Raw genomic sequence first — 17,343 nt, 5'->3', positions numbered from 1 at the left:
CTAGGAAACGCGGCGGAGACGGTTGAGGACGGTCTGCGCGACGACGACAACGGCGAGAAACGTGCCGCTGATGACCTGCTGCCAATTGCTGTTGAGGTCACCCACCTGGTTGATCATGTTCTGGATGACGCCGAGCAGGAGCACCCCGGCGACGGTTCCGGCGATGCTTCCGGCGCCACCGGTCAGCAGGGTTCCGCCGATCACCACGGCGGCGATGGCGTCCAATTCCATGCCGGCGCCGAGAACGGTGACACCGGACCCCAGTTTGGCGGCGTTGACGGCGCCGGCAAGACCGGCGAGCAACCCCGAAAAGACATAGACCAACACTTTGGTACGGCGTACCGCGACCCCCATCAGAGCTGAGGCGTCCTCACTCCCGCCGATCGCGTACACCGACTGCCCGAACCCGGTCCGGGCGAGCACCAGCATCCCGACGAGCACCAGGACCACGGCGAGCCACACCTGACAGCCGACTCCGAACAGTGAGCCGGTCCCGAGCCGCCCGAAGGCGTCGCTCTCGACCACGTAGGTGGTGGACCCCTCGTCACTGATCGCCCGCATCAGTCCCCGGGCGCCGAGCAGTGCGGCCAGCGTGACGATGAACGGCGCCATCCGTGTGCAGGCGATCAGCACCCCGTTGGCCACGCCGATCGCACCGCACACGGCCAGCGGCACGAGCAGTGCCGTGACCAGGCCGTACTGGGACGCCCAGGCCGCGAGTACCCCGCCGAGAACGTAGAGCGAACCCACCGACAGGTCGATGCCCCCGGTGATGATCACCAGGGTCATGCCGAGCGCGATCAGCATCGGCGGGGCGGCCGCGACCAGGATCGTCCCGGAGTTGTCGAGACTGCGGAAGTCCGGGAACGCGACGAGCGCGACGAGCACGACCGTGACCAGTACGGCGAGCGCGCCCTGCCGCTGGACGACGCCGACGATCCGGTCGGTGCGCTCGCTGCGGCTCACGTCGGCGGCGCTGGTGGCCGGGCTGCCGGTGAGCAGGGCCGGGGTCATCGCGACTTCCTCTCGCGGGCCACATAGACGGCGACGAGGATGATGACGGCCTGCGCCATCTCGGCCGTCGAGGGTCCCAGATCGTGCTTGATCATGGTGGCGATCACGAGTTGCATGAGCATTGCGCCGGCGACAGTGCCGAGGATGCGGACCCTGCCGCCGGTGAGCGGGGTCCCGCCGACGACGACGGCGGTGATCGCGGACAGTTCGATGAGCAGGCCCACCGCGGAGGCGTCGCTGGACTGGATCCGGGCCACCGACAGCAGGCCGGCGATCGAGGCGAGGACCGCGCAGATCACGTAGACGGTGATCAGCACCCGCTTGACCGGCAGGCCGGCCAGCTCGGTGGCGCGGCGGTTGCCGCCCACGGCCAGCAGGCGGCGGCCGAACACGGTGCGACGCAGCACGAACGCGACGATCGCGACCAGGACGGCGGCGATCCACACCAGAACCGGGATGCCGAACAGGTCACCCGACCCGAGGTAGAGCAGGTCGGGGTTACGGATGTCCTTGAGCTGCCCGTCGGAGATCACCACGGCCAGGCCGCGGCCGCCGACGAACACGGCCAGTGTGGCGACGATGGGTTGCAACCCGACCCGGGCAACCAGCACGCCGTTGATCAGGCCGACCGCCACACCGGCAGCCAGCGAGACCAGGATGGCCGCGACCACGCCGTACCCGAGATAGAGCGGGATCAGGGCCGCGGCCAGCGCCATCACCGAGCCGACCGACAGGTCGATGCCCTCGGTGCCGATGACCAGCGCCATCCCGAGCGCGACGATCACGATCGGGGCGACCTGGATCAGCTGGATGCGCAGGTTGCTCAGGGTCAGGAAGTACGGCGTGAAGAAGATGTTGTAGAGGATCAGCAGCCCGACGGCGAGGTAGACGCCGTACTCGGGCAGCCAGGATCGGATGTCCGGGCGCCGGGCGGTCAGTGTGGTCGTGGTCATGGTTGTTCCTCGGAGGGTGCAGCCGCGGCGATGCCGGCCATGAGGTCTTCGGTGGTCACCTGGTCGCCGGTGAGGTGGCCGACGACGACGCCGTCGCGCAGCACCACCACCCGGTCGGAGCCCTCGACGAGTTCCTCGGCATCGGAGGAGACAAGCACGACGCCGAGCCCCTCGCCGGCCAGCTCGTCGATGAGGCTCTGCACCTCGGCCTTGGCGCCGACGTCGATGCCACGGGTGGGCTCGTCCAGGAGCAGGATCTTCGGGTCGGTGGCGAGCAGGCGGGCGAGCAGCACCTTCTGCTGGTTGCCGCCGGACAGGTCGCCGACCAGCTGGTCCGGGCCGGACGCCTTGATCCGCAGCCGGGTCATGTACCGCTCGACGATCCGGTCGATCTTGACGTCCGAGACGATGCCGAGACGCGACAGGCGCGGCAGCACGGCCAGGGCGATGTTGTCGCGGACCGACAGGCCGGCCACGATGCCCTCGGCCTTGCGGTCCTCCGGCTGCACGGCGATGCCGGCCGCGACGGCCTGGACGGTGGTCGGCCGTTTCAGTTCGGCGCCGTCGACCTCGACGGTGCCGGAGTCGATGGGGTACGCCCCACCGATCGCCTTGATCGTCTCGCTGCGCCCGGCACCGAGCAGCCCGCCCAGCCCCACGACCTCGCCCGGGCGGACGTCGAAGCTGATGTCGTGCAGACGGTTACGGCTGGTCAGCCCGGTGACCTTGAGGACCGGCCGGGCACCGACGTCGGTCTCGTGGTCCCCGGCGAAGGCGGTGAAGCCCTCCCGGCGGGTCTGTGACATCTCCCGGCCGAGCATCATCGACACGAGCTCGATGCGTTCCAGATCGGCGAGCTTTCCGGTGTGGACCAGTCCGCCGTCGCGCAGGATGGTGACCGAGTCGCAGATCTCGTAGAGCTCGTCCATCCGGTGCGACACGTAGACGATGCCGATGCCCTGGCCGTGCAGGCGGCGGATCACCGAGAACAGCGTCTGCACCTCGCGCGGTTCCAGCGAGGACGTCGGCTCGTCCATGATGACGACCTTCGCGTCGATCATCACGGCCCGGGCCAGGGCGACCATCTGCTGCGCGCCCAGCGCCAGGGTGCCGAGCCGCCGGCGGACGTCGGTGGTGACGCCGTAGTCGGCGAGGATGCCGCGGGCCTCGCGTTCCATCCGGCCGCGGTCGATCAGGCCGAGGGCGTTGTGGGGCTCCCGGCCGAGGAACAGGTTCTGGGCCACGCTCATCAGCGGGATGAGGTTGACCTCCTGGTAGATCGTGGAGATCCCGGCTCGCTGAGCGTCCATCGGGGCGGCGAACGTGACCGGCCGGCCCTGGTAGCGCAGCGAGCCGGCGTCCGGCTGGTAGACGCCGGTCAGGACTTTGATCAGGGTGGACTTGCCGGCGCCGTTCTCACCGACGAGGGCGTGCACCTCGCCGGGCCGCAGGGTGAAGGACACGTCGTCGAGCGCGCGGACCCCGGGGAAACTCTTGGACACGCCGGCGACTTCGAGCAGCGTCACGCGTACCTCTCAAGGGGGTGGGGAAAGGGCGCCCGGCGGAACGCCGGACGCCCTCGCGATCAGTAGGCGCTGCCGATGTCGGTCTTGGCGTTGGTGGTGTCGTAGGCCCGGTCGGAGATGATGATGTCCTGGCCGACGGCCTCGCCCGCGAAGAACCTGGTCGCGGTGCCGAAGGCCAGCGGGCCGAAGCGCGGGTTGGACTCGATCACCGCGGAGATCCAGCCGTCCACGATGCCCTGGACCGCGCCCTTGGTGCCGTCGATCGACACGATCTTGACGTCGCCGGCCTTCTTGCCGGCGCCCTTGAGGGCGGTCACCGCGCCGAGGGCCATCTCGTCGTTCTCGCCGTAGATGCCGTTGATGTTGGGGTTGGACTGGAGCAGCTGCTCGGTGACCTTCTGGCCCTCCTCGCGGGAGAAGTTGCCGGTCTGCTCGAAGGTGACCTTGATGTCCGGGGCGACCTTCGCGATCTGGTCCTTGAAACCGCTGGTCCGCAGGGTCGTCACGTTGTTGCCGGGTGCGCCGAGCAGGATCGCGACCTCACCCTTGTTGCCCAGGGCCTTGGCCATCTCGTCGGCGGCGCGCTTGCCCTGCTCGGCGAAGTCGGAACCGATGAAGGTCAGGTAGTCCTTGCAGGCGGTGGCGTTGATCTTGCGGTCGATCGTGACGATCGGGATCTTCTTGGCCGACGCCTTGGCGAAGACCGAGTCCCAGCCGTCGGAGTTGAGCGGTGCGATGACCAGCAGCTGCACACCCGAGTCGATCATCTGCTCGACGTCGCTGATCTGCTTGTTGAACTGTGAGTTCGCGTTCGCTGTTGTGAGGTTGGTGATGCCCAGCTTGGCGGCCTCGTCCTCGATGGACTGGGTCTCGGCGATCCGGAACGGGTTGGCCTCCTTCTCCGACTGGGAGAAGCCGACCTTGGCCGTCCTGAGATCGATCCTCGTGCCACCGAACTGGTCGATGGTGCAGGTCGCGGCGCCGGCCGCGGCCGACTGGACGACCTGCGAAGCAGCAGGTGCGGGGCCCGCGGCACTGCCGGCCGGGCTCTCCTCGGACTTGGCGCAGGCGCCCGCTCCGGCCAGCACCATGGCAGCACCGAGCACGGCGGCCGCAGGCCGCCACCTGTTCGACCGAACACTCATGGCGTGAACTCCTTGCGAGAGAAGCGGCAGCTCGCCGCGTGATGTCTCGTGGGGTGACCGCAGGATGACTCGCGGTGGAACACATTCACGCATCATCGAACTTTTTCTGTCAAGGACTTGCTCGGAAACCTAACTGAAACGAACATGTTCCAGATGACAGCCTCGCGCATCGCCACGAACCTGGCAACCGGGTCACCGCAAGGCATCGACATATTTTGTTGAACCTTGTTGACAGTTACCTTAACGGTCACAAGACTCAGCCGGTGAGAGCGCTCTCTTTCCCCCGTCAAGTGCGTGCAAGAAAGGACGAAACATGTACCGTCCCGCACTGCTCGGCGCCGCGCTCCTCCTGGCCGCCACCCTCAGCCCGACCCCCGGACATGCCGCGCCACCGGCACCGCAACCCCCGGCACTCACCCTGTCCCCCGGCATGCTCGACGCCATGCGGCGCGACCTCGGACTGGACGCCGACGAGATCGCCCGACGGCTGACCGTCGAGGCCGCGGCCCCGGTCGTCGAGAAACGGCTGCGCGCCCAGCTCGGCGAACGGTTCGCCGGCGCCTGGATCCCGGACGGCGCCACCCGCCTGACGGTGGCCGTCACCAGCGCCGCCGACGCCGCAGCGGTCCGCGCCGAGGGTGCCGTCCCGAAGCTGGTCAAGCGCGGCGCGAGCGACCTCGACGCCACCCGGGCCAGACTCGACGAGCACGGCGACGCCGCCCCGGACAGCGTGCACAGCTGGTATGCGGACCCGGCGACCAACAGTGTCGTCCTCACCGCCGCGCCCGGAACCGAGGCCCAGGCCCGGAAGTTCGCCGAGGCCAGCGGGGCGAACGGGGTCACCGTCCGGACCAGCACCGTGGCCCGCCCGCAGCCGATGTACGACACCCGCGGCGGCGACCAGTACGTGATCAACGGCAACACGCTGTGCTCGGTCGGGTTCGCGGTGGCCGGCGGGTTCGTCACGGCCGGGCACTGCGGCGGCACCGGCAGCCCCACCCTCGGATTCAACAACGTCGCACAGGGCACGTTCGCCGGGTCGTCGTTCCCCGGCAACGACTACGCGTGGGTACGCACCAACGGCAACTGGGTCTCGCAGCCCTGGGTCAACAACTACTCGGGCGGCAACGTGCTGGTCGCCGGCTCGCAGGAGGCCGCGATCGGCAGCTCGATCTGCCGTTCCGGGCGGACCACCGGCTGGCGCTGCGGCACCCTGCTCGGCAAGAACGAGACGATCAACTACGCCCAGGGCTCGGTGTCCGGGCTGAGCCGCAGCAACGCGTGCGCCCAGCCCGGCGACTCCGGCGGCTCGTGGATCTCCGGCAACCAGGCCCAGGGCGTCACCTCCGGCGGCAGCGGCAACTGCACCACCGGCGGCACCATGTGGTTCCAGCCGGTCAACGAGATCCTTTCGGTGTACGGCCTCTCGCTCACCACCTCCGGAGGGGGCGGTGGCGGCGCCGTGATCAGCAACTGGAACAACAAGTGCCTCGACGTGCCGAACGGGAACTTCTCCGACGGCGTGCTGGTCCAGATGTGGAACTGCAACGGCTCGGCCGCACAACGCTGGGAGGCGACCGGAGGCACGCTGCGCACCGGCAACAACAAGTGCCTCGACGTGCCGTGGGGCTCGACCGCCAACGGTGTGGTCCTGCAGATCGTCACGTGCAACGGCAACCCCGCACAGCAGTGGGTGCTGAGCGCGGCCGGTGACCTGGTGAACCCGCAGGCCGACAAGTGCATCGACATCCAGGACTGGAACGGCGACGACGGCGCCCGGGTGCAGCTGTGGGAATGCGCCGGAACCCTCAACCAGAAGTGGCGGCGCGGCTGACGCCCCGCTGGGACGGCGTTACCTGACCGGCCACGGCGGCGGGCCCGGCCGGTCAGGTAGCGCTCCAGGTCACTCGGCATCCCGCGGCTTCCTCCGACCCCTCTCCGAACCTCCTCCGACCCTCCTCCGGCCTCAGGAGGACATCGCGGCTGCCGACTGTTCTGCTCGATGAGACGCACCCCGTGGACGGCGTACGTGATCTTCGGCGTGGGGGTGCTCACGGCGTACGCGATCGCCCTGCTGACCTCCGCCCCCGACGTCGTCACCAGCGTGCTCTCGCTGGTGGCGATGGTCGGCGGCATCGTCGCCATGCTCTACGGCATCCGTCGGCACCGCCCCGCCTCCCGCTGGCCGTGGCTGCTGGTCACCTCGCAGCTGCTGGTCCTGGCGGCGCCGCTGCTGCCGCAGAGCGTGCTGGAGGACGGTCCGAACCGTGCGCCGAGTCTTGCCGACGCGGTACTGCTGACCGCCTCCGGGATCGGCGCGTTCGCCCTGGTGCGGATCGTGCGGCGGCGGACCCCCGGCTGGGACGTGCCCGGTTTCATCGACGCGGGGATCATCTCGGTCGCCGCCACGCTGCTGTCCTGGATCTACGTCATCGACCCGCTCGTCGGCGGCACCACCGGTCTCTCGGTGCGGGCCGTCTCCACCGCCTACCCGTTGAGCGACCTGCTGCTGGCCGCCCTAGGCGCCCGGCTGCTCCTGGACGGCGGGCCGAAGCCGGTGGCCGTACGCGCACTCACCGGATATCTCGTGCTGATCATCGCCCCGGACACGATCAGCACGATCGCCGCGGTCTCCGGCGACGAGCGGTGGATGCCGTTCGCCTACCTGCTGTGGACCGCGGCCGCGCTGCTCATCGGGCTGGTCGGCATACACCCGTCGCTGCGGGACGTGGACGCTCCGGCCGCGCACACCACCCCCGACCTCGGCATGCCGCGCCTGGCCGCGCTCGCCTTCGCGTCGCTGCTGGCCCCGGCCGCGCTGCTGGTCCAGTACCTGCGTGGGGCGCCGATGCACGTCCCGCTGATCTGTGTCGGCTGCGGCGTGCTGTTCCTGCTGGTCATCGCGCGCCTGGCCGGGCTCGTGGCGGTGCAGCGGCGGATGGCGATCACCGACGAACTGACCGGACTGCGCACCCGCCGCCACTTCCAGGCCGCCCTGGACGGTGCCGGCGCGACGACAGCGGTGCTGCTGCTCGACATCGACCACTTCAAGAAGGTGAACGACACGTACGGCCACGACGGCGGCGACCGGGTGCTGCGCGAGGTCGCGCGCCGGCTGACGGCGGCCGTCGGCACGCACGGTGTGCTCGCCCGTTACGGCGGCGAGGAGTTCGCCGTCCTGCTGACCGGCGCGAACCCCGAGCAGGCCCGGACCGTCGCCGGCCGGATCCACGCCATCATCCGCGGCACCCCGGTCCAGGCCGGGCCGGAGACCGCGATCGCCGTCACGGTCTCCGTCGGGGTCGCCTGCTCCCCCGCCGACGGTATCGAGCCACAGCAGTTGCCACTGCTCGCCGACCAGCGCCTCTACCAGGCGAAAGCGGCCGGACGGGACCGGGTCTCCTATGCAGCTGGGCCGGAGACGGCGGCCGAGCCGGCGGCGGCCGAGCCGGAGACAGCGGCCGGGCCGGCGGCGGCCGCGGCCTGATGCTGCTTGGCCAGGTCGACGTAGATCAGCGCGTTGGCCTCGATCACCGCACGCTCGTCGGCGGTGGTCTCCCGGCGCACCTTGCCCGGGGCGCCCAGCACCAGCGAACCGGCCGGGATCGTCACGCCCTCGGGGACGAGCGCGCCCGCCGCGATGATCGAGTGGGCGCCGACGTGGGCACCGTTCATCACGATCGCGCCCATGCCGATCAGCACGTCGTCCTCGATGGTGCAGCCGTGCAGGACCGCGCGGTGACCGACGCTCACGTTGGCACCGATGCTGGCCGGGTGCCCCGGGTCGGCGTGGACGACCACACCGTCCTGCAGGTTGGTCCCCGCACCGATGGCGATGGAGTCCAGGTCGCCGCGGACCACCGTGGAATACCAGACGCTGCTGTCCGGACCCAGGGTGACGCGGCCGGCCACGACCGCTCCGGGAGCGATCCAGGCGGTGGGTGCGGCTTGCGGGGCGTGCCCGCCGATCTCGATCACGCGGCCAGCGTAACGTGTCTCCGAAAATAATTCGGCAATCATGTTTACGATCGCCGATCTTGGGTACAGCGCCGCAAACTGTTTCAGTCAGCGGGAGGAAACCATGGCACGACACCGGGCGGCCCCGCCGTCATGATCGTCGAGAACGACACGGCAGCGGCCTGGGTGTGGCCGCGATGTGCCGTCGCCACCACCCTCACCGCCGCCGAGTTGTCCGGCCTGCACATGCTGCGCGAGCGGGTGGGCGCGCCCCCGCACACCGGCGTGGCCTGCGAGCTGGCCGCCGGGCACGACCAGATGCACGCCGCGTTCGTCGTGGCCGACGACGGCGGTGACCGCTGGTGGTGGATCCGGTGGAGCCGTCAGGGTCGCGAGCTCAGCCACCTCGACATCTGCCATCACGCCCACCAGCCCACCGGCGACGACTGCCTGCTCCCGGCCACCCACCCCGGACGGCACAGCTTCCAGATGTGACCGGCCGGCGGCTGAACGCCTCACAGCGGGCCGCCGTCGGCCGATGTACCTGGATGTGGCGCACGTGATCGAGGATCCCGAGCGGTTACGGGCGCTGCGCGCGACCGGGCTGCTGGAGCACGGCACCGTCGTGACCGGGCTGGACCGGCTGACCCGGCTGGCCACCCGGCTGCTCGACGTCCCGGCCGGGGTGGTCACGCTGATCGAGCCGGACCGGCAGGTCTTCGCCAGTCACCACGGCCTGACCGGGGAACTGGCCGAGAAACGGCAGACACCACTGTCGTACTCCTTCTGTCAGTACGTCGTGGCGGACGCCGCCCCGATGGTCGTGCGCGATGCCCGTACCGATGAAAGGCTCTCCGGAAACCCGGCAATCGGTGAGCATCAGGCCATCGCCTATGCCGGATTTCCGCTCCGTGATCCGGACGGGCAGGTCCTCGGATCGTTCTGCGTCTTCGACGGCGAGCCGCGGGTGTGGACCGAGCGGGACGTGGCGGTACTCGGTGACCTCGCGCAGGAGGCCGAGGCGGAGATCGCGTTGCGGGTCAGCCAGGGGCAGTTGCTGCTGGCCGCGGCCCGGACGCAGGCGATCCTGGACACCAGTCCCGACGCGTTCATCTCGTCGGATCACGCCGGCCGGGTGACGGCCTGGAACCATGCCGCGGAGGTGCTGTTCGGTCACGCGACGGCGGAGGCGCTCGGGCGGCCCCTCGCCGAACTGATCATCCCGGCGGCACTGCGGGAGGCGCACGCACGGGGCATGGCCCGGGTCGCCACGACCGGCCGGTCCGCGCTGGCCGGGCAGCGTACCGAGCTGACCGCCGTGAACCGGGACGGCCGCGAGTTCCCGGTCGAGATGAGCCTGTCGGTGGACACCTCCGGTGACCTGCCGGTGTTCCACGCGTTCCTGCACGACATCAGCGAGCGGCGGGCCGAGCAGCAGCAACTGGAGACCGAGCGGCAGACGCTGGCCGAGGAGCGGTCGTTCCTGCAGGCGCTGCTGGACAGCCTCGACACCGGGGTGGTGGCGTGCGGCAGTGACGGGCGGCTGCGGCTGTTCAACCGGGCTCTGCGGGAGGCACACGACGCCGAGGAGCAGCCGCTCGGGCCGGAGGAGTGGGCGCGGGCCTATCGGTTGTACGGGGCGGATGGGCGTACCCCGTTGAAGCCTGAGGAAGTGCCGTTGGCCAGGGCGTTCGCCGGCGAGCAGGTGCACGGTGAGCATCTGGTGGTGCGCCCGCCGGGGCGCCCCCTGACCCGGTATGTCACGAACGCCCGCCCGATCGACCTCGGTGACGGCCGCCGGGCCGGTGCTGTCGCCGCGATGCACGACGTCACCGCGGCGCACCGGGCCGACACCCTGCTGCGCTGCCAGCATGCCGCCGCGGCCGCGCTGGCCGAGGCGACCACCGCCGGGCAGGCCGCCGCCGCGGCCACCGCCGCCATCGGTGCGCAGCTCGGCTGGGCGTGCGCGGAGTACTGGGAGGTCGACGAGGAGCGCGAGCACATCGTCCGGGCCAGCTCGTGGACCCGGCCCGGCCTGGACCTGTCCGCGTTCACCGGCGACGGGCCGCTGTCCTTCGTCCGGGGCCAGGGCCTGGCCGGGCTCGTCTGGAAACGCGGCGCCGACCTGTGGAGCAGCCGCATCGCCGCCGAGGCCGACCAGCCCGGCCGGGTCCGCGAAGGCCTGCGCGCCGGTCTGGTCACCGGGATCGGGCTGCCGGTGCGCAGCGGCCGCCGGGTGGCCGGCGTGATCGCCTTCTACCTCGACGAGGAGACCCCCTGCGACACCGGTGTCCTGGACATGCTGCGGGCGGTGGCGGCCCAGGTCAGCCGGTTCGTCGAACGCCGTCGCGCCGAGGACCTCACCCTCGCCCTGGCCGCGGTACGCCGCGACCTGGACCGGATGATCGAGCACGTCGACGACTACCTGTGGACCGTGGAGGTCCTCGCCGACGGGCGGGTCGAGTCGGTCTACGCCAGCCCCAACGGCACGGGCGTGTTCGGGGCGGTGCTGCCGGTCGACGCCGACATGGCCGCCGTCCTCGCCTCCCGCGTCCACCCGGACGACATGCCGTTGTTCGCCCGGTTCCACACCACCGTCAGTGGCGGGCAGCCCGCCGAGGTCGAGGTGCGGGTGATCGGCTACGACGACGTGGTGCGCTGGGTGTGGACCCGGGCGACCTGCCGCAACGAGGACGGCCGCCTGTTCGTCGACGGCATCTGCACCAACATCACCGAACGCCGGGAACTCGCCGACCAGCGCGAACAGCACGTCGCCCAGCTCCAGCGCCTCGACCGGATGAAGGACGAACTGGTCGCCGTGGTCAGCCACGAGCTGCGCAACCCGGTCGGGGTGATCGCCGCCTACACCGAGGAACTGCTGGACGACCCGGACCTGGCCGGGCGGCGCGAACTCAACGTCATCGCGCGGACCAGCGCCCACCTGCTGCACCTCGTCCAGGACCTGCTCGACCTGGCACGCCTCGACGCCGGGCACGACACCATCGACCCGCGGCCGGTCACCATCGCCCGGCTGTTGCGGGAGGCCGTCCAGTCCGGGCAGCCGGCCGCCGACGCGGCCGGCGTCACGATCGTCGCCGACCTGGCGCCGGTGCCCGTGGTCGACGGCGACGCCGGCCGGCTCCGGCAGGTGCTCGACAACCTGCTCTCCAACGCCGTCAAGTACACGCCGGCCGGTGGGACGGTCGTCGTGAGCAGCCACGACGACGGGAACACCGTGACGGTGACGGTCGCCGACAACGGCATCGGCATCCCCGCCGAGCAGTACCCGAAACTGTTCACCCGGTTCTTCCGGGCCAGCACCGCGACCAGCCGCGGCATCAAGGGCACCGGCCTCGGGCTGGCCGTGACGCACGCCATCATCACCGCGCATCACGGCACCGTCATCGCCCGGCCACGCCCCGGGGGCGGCACCGAGTTCGTCGTGACCCTGCCGGTCAGGGCAGCAGCGGTATGACCGAGCAGTTGCTCCGCGCGGTGCTACCGGCCAGCCGGTCGGAGAGCCAGTCGACAGCCGTGCCCTGGTCGGTGAGCAGCGGACCGAAGTGGTTGAGCAGCGGGCTCACCGTCCACGGCAGCGTCACGGGCGCATAGACGACAGAGCCGCCGAGGCGGCACCAGGCGGCGGCCATGGTACGGGCCTGACCGTGCGGCACCAGATCGTCGAAGACACCGGTCGCCACCCGGACCACACCGGCCGGCTTCCGGGTGCCGATCAACTGCTTCCCGATGTACGTGCGGAGCAGCGGCTCGGCCTTGATGATGTCGGTGAGCGACTTCCCGTTCGTCGTCCAGGCGGTGCTGCGGCGGCCGGCGTACCCGAAGATCGCATCGCCCACGCACATCGTGGACAGATCCTTGAGCGCCGCCCGGCCGGAGTCACTGAGATAGCGGTCGAGCAGCGGCTGGAGTCCCGGTTCCGCCTGCGCGAACCCGTTGACCGACCAGCCCAGCGCGCCGAGCAACTCGCTACCGTCGATACCCTCGGTGACGGCGGCCAGGTCGGCCGGCGGAGCGCCCGCGTAGGTGGCGGTGACCTTCACGTCCGGGGCGTATGTCGCCTGGAGTTCGGCCGCCGACGCCACCGCTCCCCCGCCCTGGCTGTAACCGTAGAGGCCGACCACCGACGTGGCCGTGATCGACGTGCCCGGCAACGCCCGGGCCGCGCGGGCGGCGTCGAGGACGGCATGCCCGGAGTCGACCCGGTTGACGTAGGTGTGCACCCGGTCGGTGGTCCCCAGGCCGGGATAGTCGGTCTGCACGACGGCTATGCCCTTGGCCAGCAGGCGGTAGATGGCCAGCACCTCGTAGCCGATCGACACGGTGGTCTGGCCGTCGTCGACGCCGAGGATCAGGCCTCGCTGCAGGGCCAGCGAGGTGGAGCACTGGTCGCCCTGGCCCATCGTGCCCGGAGCCAGGACCACCAGCGGGCGGGCGCCCTTGCCCTTCCAGGAGGCGGCCGGTTCCAGGTAGGCGCCGGTCACCGCGGCCGGGGCGCCGGTCGAGTCGGTGGTCTTGTACATGATCCGGGTGGCGCGGCCCGGGAGGGTTCCGCTGATCCCCGGCAGGGACAGTGCCAGGGGCAGCGGTTCGGTGCGGATCAGGGTGCCGTCGGCCGCCGGGAGTGCCGCGGGCGGGGTGTAGAAGTCCGGGATCGTGACGCCGCGGGACGTGGCGGCCTGCGCGGGGATCGCGGTGGTGAGGGTGGCGAGGGCGGTGGCTGTCAGAGCGATGGAGATACGGGTACGTACGGACATGTACGGCCTCCGGGAACTCAGCATCGAATCCACTCACCGGCGTCAATGAGTGGAGCTGCGTTACCGGACGGTAACCAGGGGAAACGAGAGACTCCAGAGCTTCCATTTCTCGTCTCCGCCTGGTTTACCTGCCCTTTTCCGGACCATGCTGCCCGCCCGCCTCGCATCGAGTACGGACCGCGGCATTCACGTCGGCATCCGCCGCTCCAGGCCGTCCAGGATGCATTCGAGCCCGAAGGCGAAGCCGTCCGTATCGCCGGGGCCGAACGCGCCGCCGGCCGCCGCCTCGGTCAGCGCCGGGAAGTCCGCGGCACGCTCGCGCAGTGTCTCGGCCAGCGACATGGCGAGGTGGACACCATCGTCCGCGGCGATGCCGATCTCGGCCTGGACCTGATTTCGGACGTGACCGGTGACGATCATGACGGCATCCACCCGCTCGCCGCCGGCCAGCCCTGATCCGCCCAGAAGCGCGACGGCCCGCTCCAGCCAGCTCAACTCGTTCGGCCCGATCGGCCGCGCCTGGATCGTGGCCTGGGTGACCCACGGGTGACTCCGGAACACGTCACGCAGGTGACCCGCCCACCGCCGCAGCGCCGGGCGCCAGCCCTCGGCGGCGTCGACGGCGGGCGCGACTCCCATCGCGCTGTCGACCATCAACGCGACCAGCTCCGCCCGGCCGGGGACATACCGGTACAGCGACATGGCCGTGAACCCGAACCGCTGCGCCACCCGCTGCATGGTCACCGCGGGCAACCCCTCGGCATCCGCGATCTCGACGGCGGCCTCGGCGATCTGCCCCACCGTGAGCACCGGCCGGGGCCCGCGACTCCCCCGGACACCCCGCCCCCACAGCAGATCCATGGCGCTGACCTCAGCTTTCATCGAAACCTCTCATCCCGGTGTTGACGCCGAACTCCAGAACTGTGTATAACATAAACATGACTGATTACGAGGTACACAGTTTGAGCACTCTCGCTGGCCGGACCGCACTCGTCACCGGTGGCTCCCGCGGCATCGGCCGGGGCATCTGCGAGCGCCTCGCCGCCGACGGGGCCCTGGTCGCGGTGCACTACGCCAGCAACGACGCCGCCGCCGCGGACACCGTCGCCACCATCGAGGCCGCCGGCGGGCAGGCGTTCCCGGTCCGCGCCGAGCTCGGTGTCGACGGCGACGCCGACGCCGTGATCGACGCCGTCGAGGCCGGGCTGCGGGCCCGCACCGGCCACGCCCGGCTGGACATCCTGGTCAACAACGCGGGCATCGACGACTCCGACGGCGGCATCGGCTCCGAGACACGAAAGGCGTTCGACAGGTTGTTCGCCGTCAACGTGCGGGCGCCGTTCTTCCTCATTCAGAGGGCGCTGCCGCTGATGGGCGACGGCGGGCGCATCATCAACATCAGCTCCGGCGTCACCCGGATCGCGCTGCCCGGCGAGCTGGCCTACGCGATGACGAAGGCCGCACTGGAGACCCTCACCCGTAACGTCGCCAACGAGGTCGGTTCCCGGGGGATCACCATCAACACGGTCGCACCCGGCCCCACCCGCACCGACAAGACGGCGTTCGTCTTCGACCGCCCCGAGATGCAGGCAGTGGTCGCCGCCGGCCAGGCCATCGAACGGGTCGGCCGGCCCGCCGACATCGCCAACGTGGTCGCCTTCCTGGCCGGCCCCGACAGCGCCTGGCTCACCGCGAACACCATCGACGCGACCGGGGGCAGCTACCTGGGCCCCAAGCACCTGGGCTGAGCCCGACCGCGGGCGATACGGTGGCTCGATGATCGACAGGCACTACTCGTGGGTCGCCCGGACCGGCAACGAAGGTGGTTCCCTTCTCGTCTGCGGGGCCGAGGCGTTCGCGGACTGGACCGGCGGGGTCTTCGACGAGGACTGGCAGCTCGACCCGGCCTGCGACCAGGCACGCGCCGAAGTGGTGCTCCACCCGGATGACGATGAGGTGGAAGCCGGGCTGCTGGAGTTCGGGCCGGAGAGGCGGCACACCGGGCTGGTCTGGCAGATGGACGGCGCGGGCACCGCCGAGATCGCCGTCGACGCCGACCGGACGAGCCTTCTGGTCATGCGGTCGTGGGTCGGCGCCGACCACGACGGGCCACGCCGCCACGTGACCGGGTCCGCAGCGCGGGACCACCACACCGTCGGCGAGATCGACCTGCCGTCCGGCCGGATAGCCGTGGTGTGGGCGGCGACACCGGCCGACGAGGTGATCGATCTCCCGGCAGCACTCGCCGCCGGCCGGGACACACCGATCAAGCTGGACCTGCCCGGCCTGGTGGGCATCGGCGCGCTGCTCCCGATCCGTCCCGGGCGGTACCGGATCGGGCACGGCGATCACCAGGGTGCGGACGGCCGCTACGCCCCAGCCGGCCCCGCCACCGGACAGGGCGATTGGAGTTGCCGCTGGCTACGCCTCGTCCACCACACGGACACGGAGTAGGGCCTGCTCTCACGGTGCGTATCGCGCGATCGGTCCACCGGGCCGCCCTGCCGGACCTTGACCGATCAGCCACCGTCGCCGGTGGTGAACCGGTCAAGATCGGCCCGGCAACACCCGCCCGGACTGCGGATATCCGACAACGTCACTGTTTCTGCGGCATGTCCCGCACGTGCCACAGTGGACGGCATGCGGATCAACCTGCTCGGGCCGGTCGAGGTTGTTCGCGACGGACTGCCCCGGCCGGTGACCGGGTTGCGCCGCAAGGCGGTGCTCGCCGTGCTGGCGCTGCGCCGCGGTGAGGTGGTCGGTGTCGAGCGGCTCGTCGACAGCGTGTGGGCGGCCGGCGCCCCGCCGACCGTGGCCAACTCGCTGCAGCAGCACGTCTCCCAGTTGCGGCAGGTGCTCGGCGACCGGTCGGCGATCGTGGCCCGCTCCCCCGGCTATCTGCTGCCGGCCGGGGCCACCGAGACCGACGTGGCCGTCGCCGAGGCGCTGATCCGGGAGGCCGCCGAGAGCTCCGACCCGGCGGTGCGGGCGAGCCGGCTGCGGTCGGCGCTGGCACTCTGGCGTGGTTCCTCGCTCGCCGACGTGTCGACCCTGCCGTGGCTCGACGATCAGGCCCGCCGCCTCGACGACCTGCGCCTGCGGGCCCGCCGCGACCTGGCCGAGGCCGAGCAGGCGATCGGCAACGACGCCGCGCTGCTGCCGGAGCTGGCGGAGCTGGCCGCCGCCCACCCGTTCGACGAGCAGTTGCACGCCCGGCTGATCCTGGCGCTCTACCGGGCCGGGCGGCAGGCCGAGGCTCTGCGCACCTATCAGGAGCTGCGCGGCCGCCTGCGCCGGGAGCTGGGCATCGACCCGAGCCCGCCGCTGCGCGAGCTGGAGACCGCGATCCTGCGGCAGGACGCCGGCCTGGCAGCGCCCGCTGCCACACCCGCCGGCCCCGGCCCGCCACCGGTCGCCGCGAGCCGTCCGCGTGCCACCCGGGTGCCGGCGCAGCTGCCGGCGGCGGTTCCCGCGTTCACCGGCCGTGCCGACGAGATGCGCCAGCTCGACCTCGCCCTGGCCGACGCCACCGACGCGATGGTGATCGCCGCGGTGTCCGGCAGCGGCGGTGTCGGCAAGACGGCGCTGGCCGTGCACTGGGCGCAACGCGCCGCCGCCGCCTTCCCCGACGGGCAGATCTACGCCGACCTGCGCGGTTTCGGCCCGGAGGGTGCGGCCGCCGACCCGGCCGAGGTGATGCGCGGTTTCCTCGACGCATTCGGGGTGCCGGCCTCGTCGGTGCCGGCCGGCCTTGGGCCGCAGGCCGCGCTCTACCGCAGCCTGGTCGCCGGGCGCCGGGTGCTGGTGGTGCTCGACAACGCGCGCGACGCCACCCAGGTGCGGCCGCTGCTGCCCGGCGCGCCCGGCTGTCTCGTCGTGATCACCAGCCGCAATCTGCTGACGCCGCTCATCGCCACCGAGGGCGCCCGGCCGGTGCCGCTCTCCCCGCTCACCGCCGAGGAGGCGGCGGCGC

14 protein-coding genes are annotated in these 17,343 nt (G+C 71.1%); 7 read left to right on the top strand and 7 right to left on the bottom strand.

Annotated elements, in window-relative coordinates:
• The 4 genes from ACFO0C_RS16780 to ACFO0C_RS16765 are packed head-to-tail and all read right to left on the bottom strand — an operon-like array spanning position 1 to position 4,638.
• Positions 1–1,014 carry an ABC transporter permease gene (locus ACFO0C_RS16780; protein ID WP_378067560.1) on the bottom strand — a complete coding sequence of 338 codons (1,014 nt, stop codon included), beginning with the start codon at positions 1,012–1,014 and terminating at the stop codon, positions 1–3.
• Entirely contained in the window at positions 1,011–1,967 is a 957-nt protein-coding gene (locus tag ACFO0C_RS16775) for an ABC transporter permease (RefSeq protein ID WP_378067559.1), read from the bottom strand. Before ACFO0C_RS16775 ends, ACFO0C_RS16780 begins: the two co-directional genes overlap by 4 nt.
• Complete coding sequence (locus ACFO0C_RS16770; RefSeq protein WP_378067558.1) at positions 1,964–3,493, bottom strand: sugar ABC transporter ATP-binding protein; 1,530 nt, start codon at positions 3,491–3,493, stop codon at positions 1,964–1,966. Before ACFO0C_RS16770 ends, ACFO0C_RS16775 begins: the two co-directional genes overlap by 4 nt.
• 59 nt (positions 3,494–3,552) lie before the next feature.
• Positions 3,553–4,638 (bottom strand): ABC transporter substrate-binding protein, encoded by a 1,086-nt coding sequence (locus tag ACFO0C_RS16765; RefSeq protein WP_378067557.1) that lies wholly within the window; start codon positions 4,636–4,638, stop codon positions 3,553–3,555.
• 313 nt (positions 4,639–4,951) lie between these two features.
• On the opposite strand from ACFO0C_RS16765, the gene ACFO0C_RS16760 reads away from it, so the two are divergent.
• On the top strand, positions 4,952–6,472 hold the full coding sequence (locus tag ACFO0C_RS16760) for a ricin-type beta-trefoil lectin domain protein (protein WP_378067556.1): 1,521 nt from the start codon (positions 4,952–4,954) through the stop codon (positions 6,470–6,472).
• Positions 6,473–6,640: 168 nt separating this feature from the next.
• Complete coding sequence (locus tag ACFO0C_RS16755) at positions 6,641–8,125, top strand: GGDEF domain-containing protein (protein WP_378067555.1); 1,485 nt, start codon at positions 6,641–6,643, stop codon at positions 8,123–8,125.
• On the opposite strand, the gene ACFO0C_RS16750 is transcribed toward ACFO0C_RS16755, so the two are convergent.
• A complete protein-coding gene (locus tag ACFO0C_RS16750) occupies positions 8,041–8,616 on the bottom strand; it encodes a gamma carbonic anhydrase family protein (RefSeq protein WP_378067554.1) in 576 nt (191 codons plus the stop codon). The two genes, ACFO0C_RS16755 and ACFO0C_RS16750, sit on opposite strands and share 85 nt — an antisense overlap.
• A 132-nt stretch (positions 8,617–8,748) precedes the next feature.
• Here ACFO0C_RS16750 and ACFO0C_RS16745 point away from each other — a divergent pair, with 132 nt between their 5' ends.
• Both ACFO0C_RS16745 and ACFO0C_RS16740 read left to right on the top strand, forming a co-directional pair.
• Positions 8,749–9,090 carry a hypothetical protein gene (locus ACFO0C_RS16745; protein WP_378067553.1) on the top strand — a complete coding sequence of 114 codons (342 nt, stop codon included), beginning with the start codon at positions 8,749–8,751 and terminating at the stop codon, positions 9,088–9,090.
• Between the two features lie 43 nt (positions 9,091–9,133).
• Complete coding sequence (locus ACFO0C_RS16740) at positions 9,134–12,070, top strand: ATP-binding protein (RefSeq protein WP_378067552.1); 2,937 nt, start codon at positions 9,134–9,136, stop codon at positions 12,068–12,070.
• On the opposite strand, the gene ACFO0C_RS16735 is transcribed toward ACFO0C_RS16740, so the two are convergent.
• Both ACFO0C_RS16735 and ACFO0C_RS16730 read right to left on the bottom strand, forming a co-directional pair.
• On the bottom strand, positions 12,051–13,370 hold the full coding sequence (locus ACFO0C_RS16735; protein WP_378067551.1) for a lipase family protein: 1,320 nt from the start codon (positions 13,368–13,370) through the stop codon (positions 12,051–12,053). The two genes, ACFO0C_RS16740 and ACFO0C_RS16735, sit on opposite strands and share 20 nt — an antisense overlap.
• Positions 13,371–13,556: 186 nt before the next feature.
• Positions 13,557–14,252, bottom strand: coding sequence for a TetR/AcrR family transcriptional regulator (locus tag ACFO0C_RS16730; RefSeq protein ID WP_378067550.1), 696 nt, complete (start codon positions 14,250–14,252; stop codon positions 13,557–13,559).
• 80 nt (positions 14,253–14,332) lie between these two features.
• Here ACFO0C_RS16730 and ACFO0C_RS16725 point away from each other — a divergent pair, with 80 nt between their 5' ends.
• The 3 genes from ACFO0C_RS16725 to ACFO0C_RS16715 form a co-directional block, all read left to right on the top strand.
• The gene (locus ACFO0C_RS16725; protein WP_378067549.1) at positions 14,333–15,118 is read left to right on the top strand and encodes an SDR family oxidoreductase; all 786 of its coding nucleotides are present in this window, start codon (positions 14,333–14,335) and stop codon (positions 15,116–15,118) included.
• Between the two features lie 28 nt (positions 15,119–15,146).
• Entirely contained in the window at positions 15,147–15,824 is a 678-nt protein-coding gene (locus tag ACFO0C_RS16720) for a hypothetical protein (RefSeq protein ID WP_378067548.1), read from the top strand.
• Positions 15,825–16,010: 186 nt separating this feature from the next.
• On the top strand, positions 16,011–17,343 hold a 1,333-nt coding region (locus ACFO0C_RS16715; RefSeq protein WP_378067547.1), incomplete at its 3' end, for an AfsR/SARP family transcriptional regulator.

This window comes from Actinoplanes subglobosus (genome assembly GCF_042650585.1).
GTDB lineage: Bacteria > Actinomycetota > Actinomycetes > Mycobacteriales > Micromonosporaceae > Actinoplanes > Actinoplanes subglobosus.
Note: the sequence above shows the minus strand (reverse complement) of the source record. Positions and strands in the feature narration are given on the sequence as shown.

Coding starts and splice junctions, on each gene's coding strand:
- ACFO0C_RS16780 (WP_378067560.1), bottom strand. CDS start 1,014: ATGACCCCGGCCCTGCTCACCGGCAGCCCGGCCACCAGCGCCGCCGAC.
- ACFO0C_RS16775 (WP_378067559.1), bottom strand. CDS start 1,967: ATGACCACGACCACACTGACCGCCCGGCGCCCGGACATCCGATCCTGG.
- ACFO0C_RS16765 (WP_378067557.1), bottom strand. CDS start 4,638: ATGAGTGTTCGGTCGAACAGGTGGCGGCCTGCGGCCGCCGTGCTCGGT.
- ACFO0C_RS16760 (WP_378067556.1), top strand. CDS start 4,952: ATGTACCGTCCCGCACTGCTCGGCGCCGCGCTCCTCCTGGCCGCCACC.
- ACFO0C_RS16755 (WP_378067555.1), top strand. CDS start 6,641: ATGAGACGCACCCCGTGGACGGCGTACGTGATCTTCGGCGTGGGGGTG.
- ACFO0C_RS16745 (WP_378067553.1), top strand. CDS start 8,749: ATGATCGTCGAGAACGACACGGCAGCGGCCTGGGTGTGGCCGCGATGT.
- ACFO0C_RS16740 (WP_378067552.1), top strand. CDS start 9,134: ATGTACCTGGATGTGGCGCACGTGATCGAGGATCCCGAGCGGTTACGG.
- ACFO0C_RS16735 (WP_378067551.1), bottom strand. CDS start 13,370: ATGTCCGTACGTACCCGTATCTCCATCGCTCTGACAGCCACCGCCCTC.
- ACFO0C_RS16730 (WP_378067550.1), bottom strand. CDS start 14,252: ATGAAAGCTGAGGTCAGCGCCATGGATCTGCTGTGGGGGCGGGGTGTC.
- ACFO0C_RS16720 (WP_378067548.1), top strand. CDS start 15,147: ATGATCGACAGGCACTACTCGTGGGTCGCCCGGACCGGCAACGAAGGT.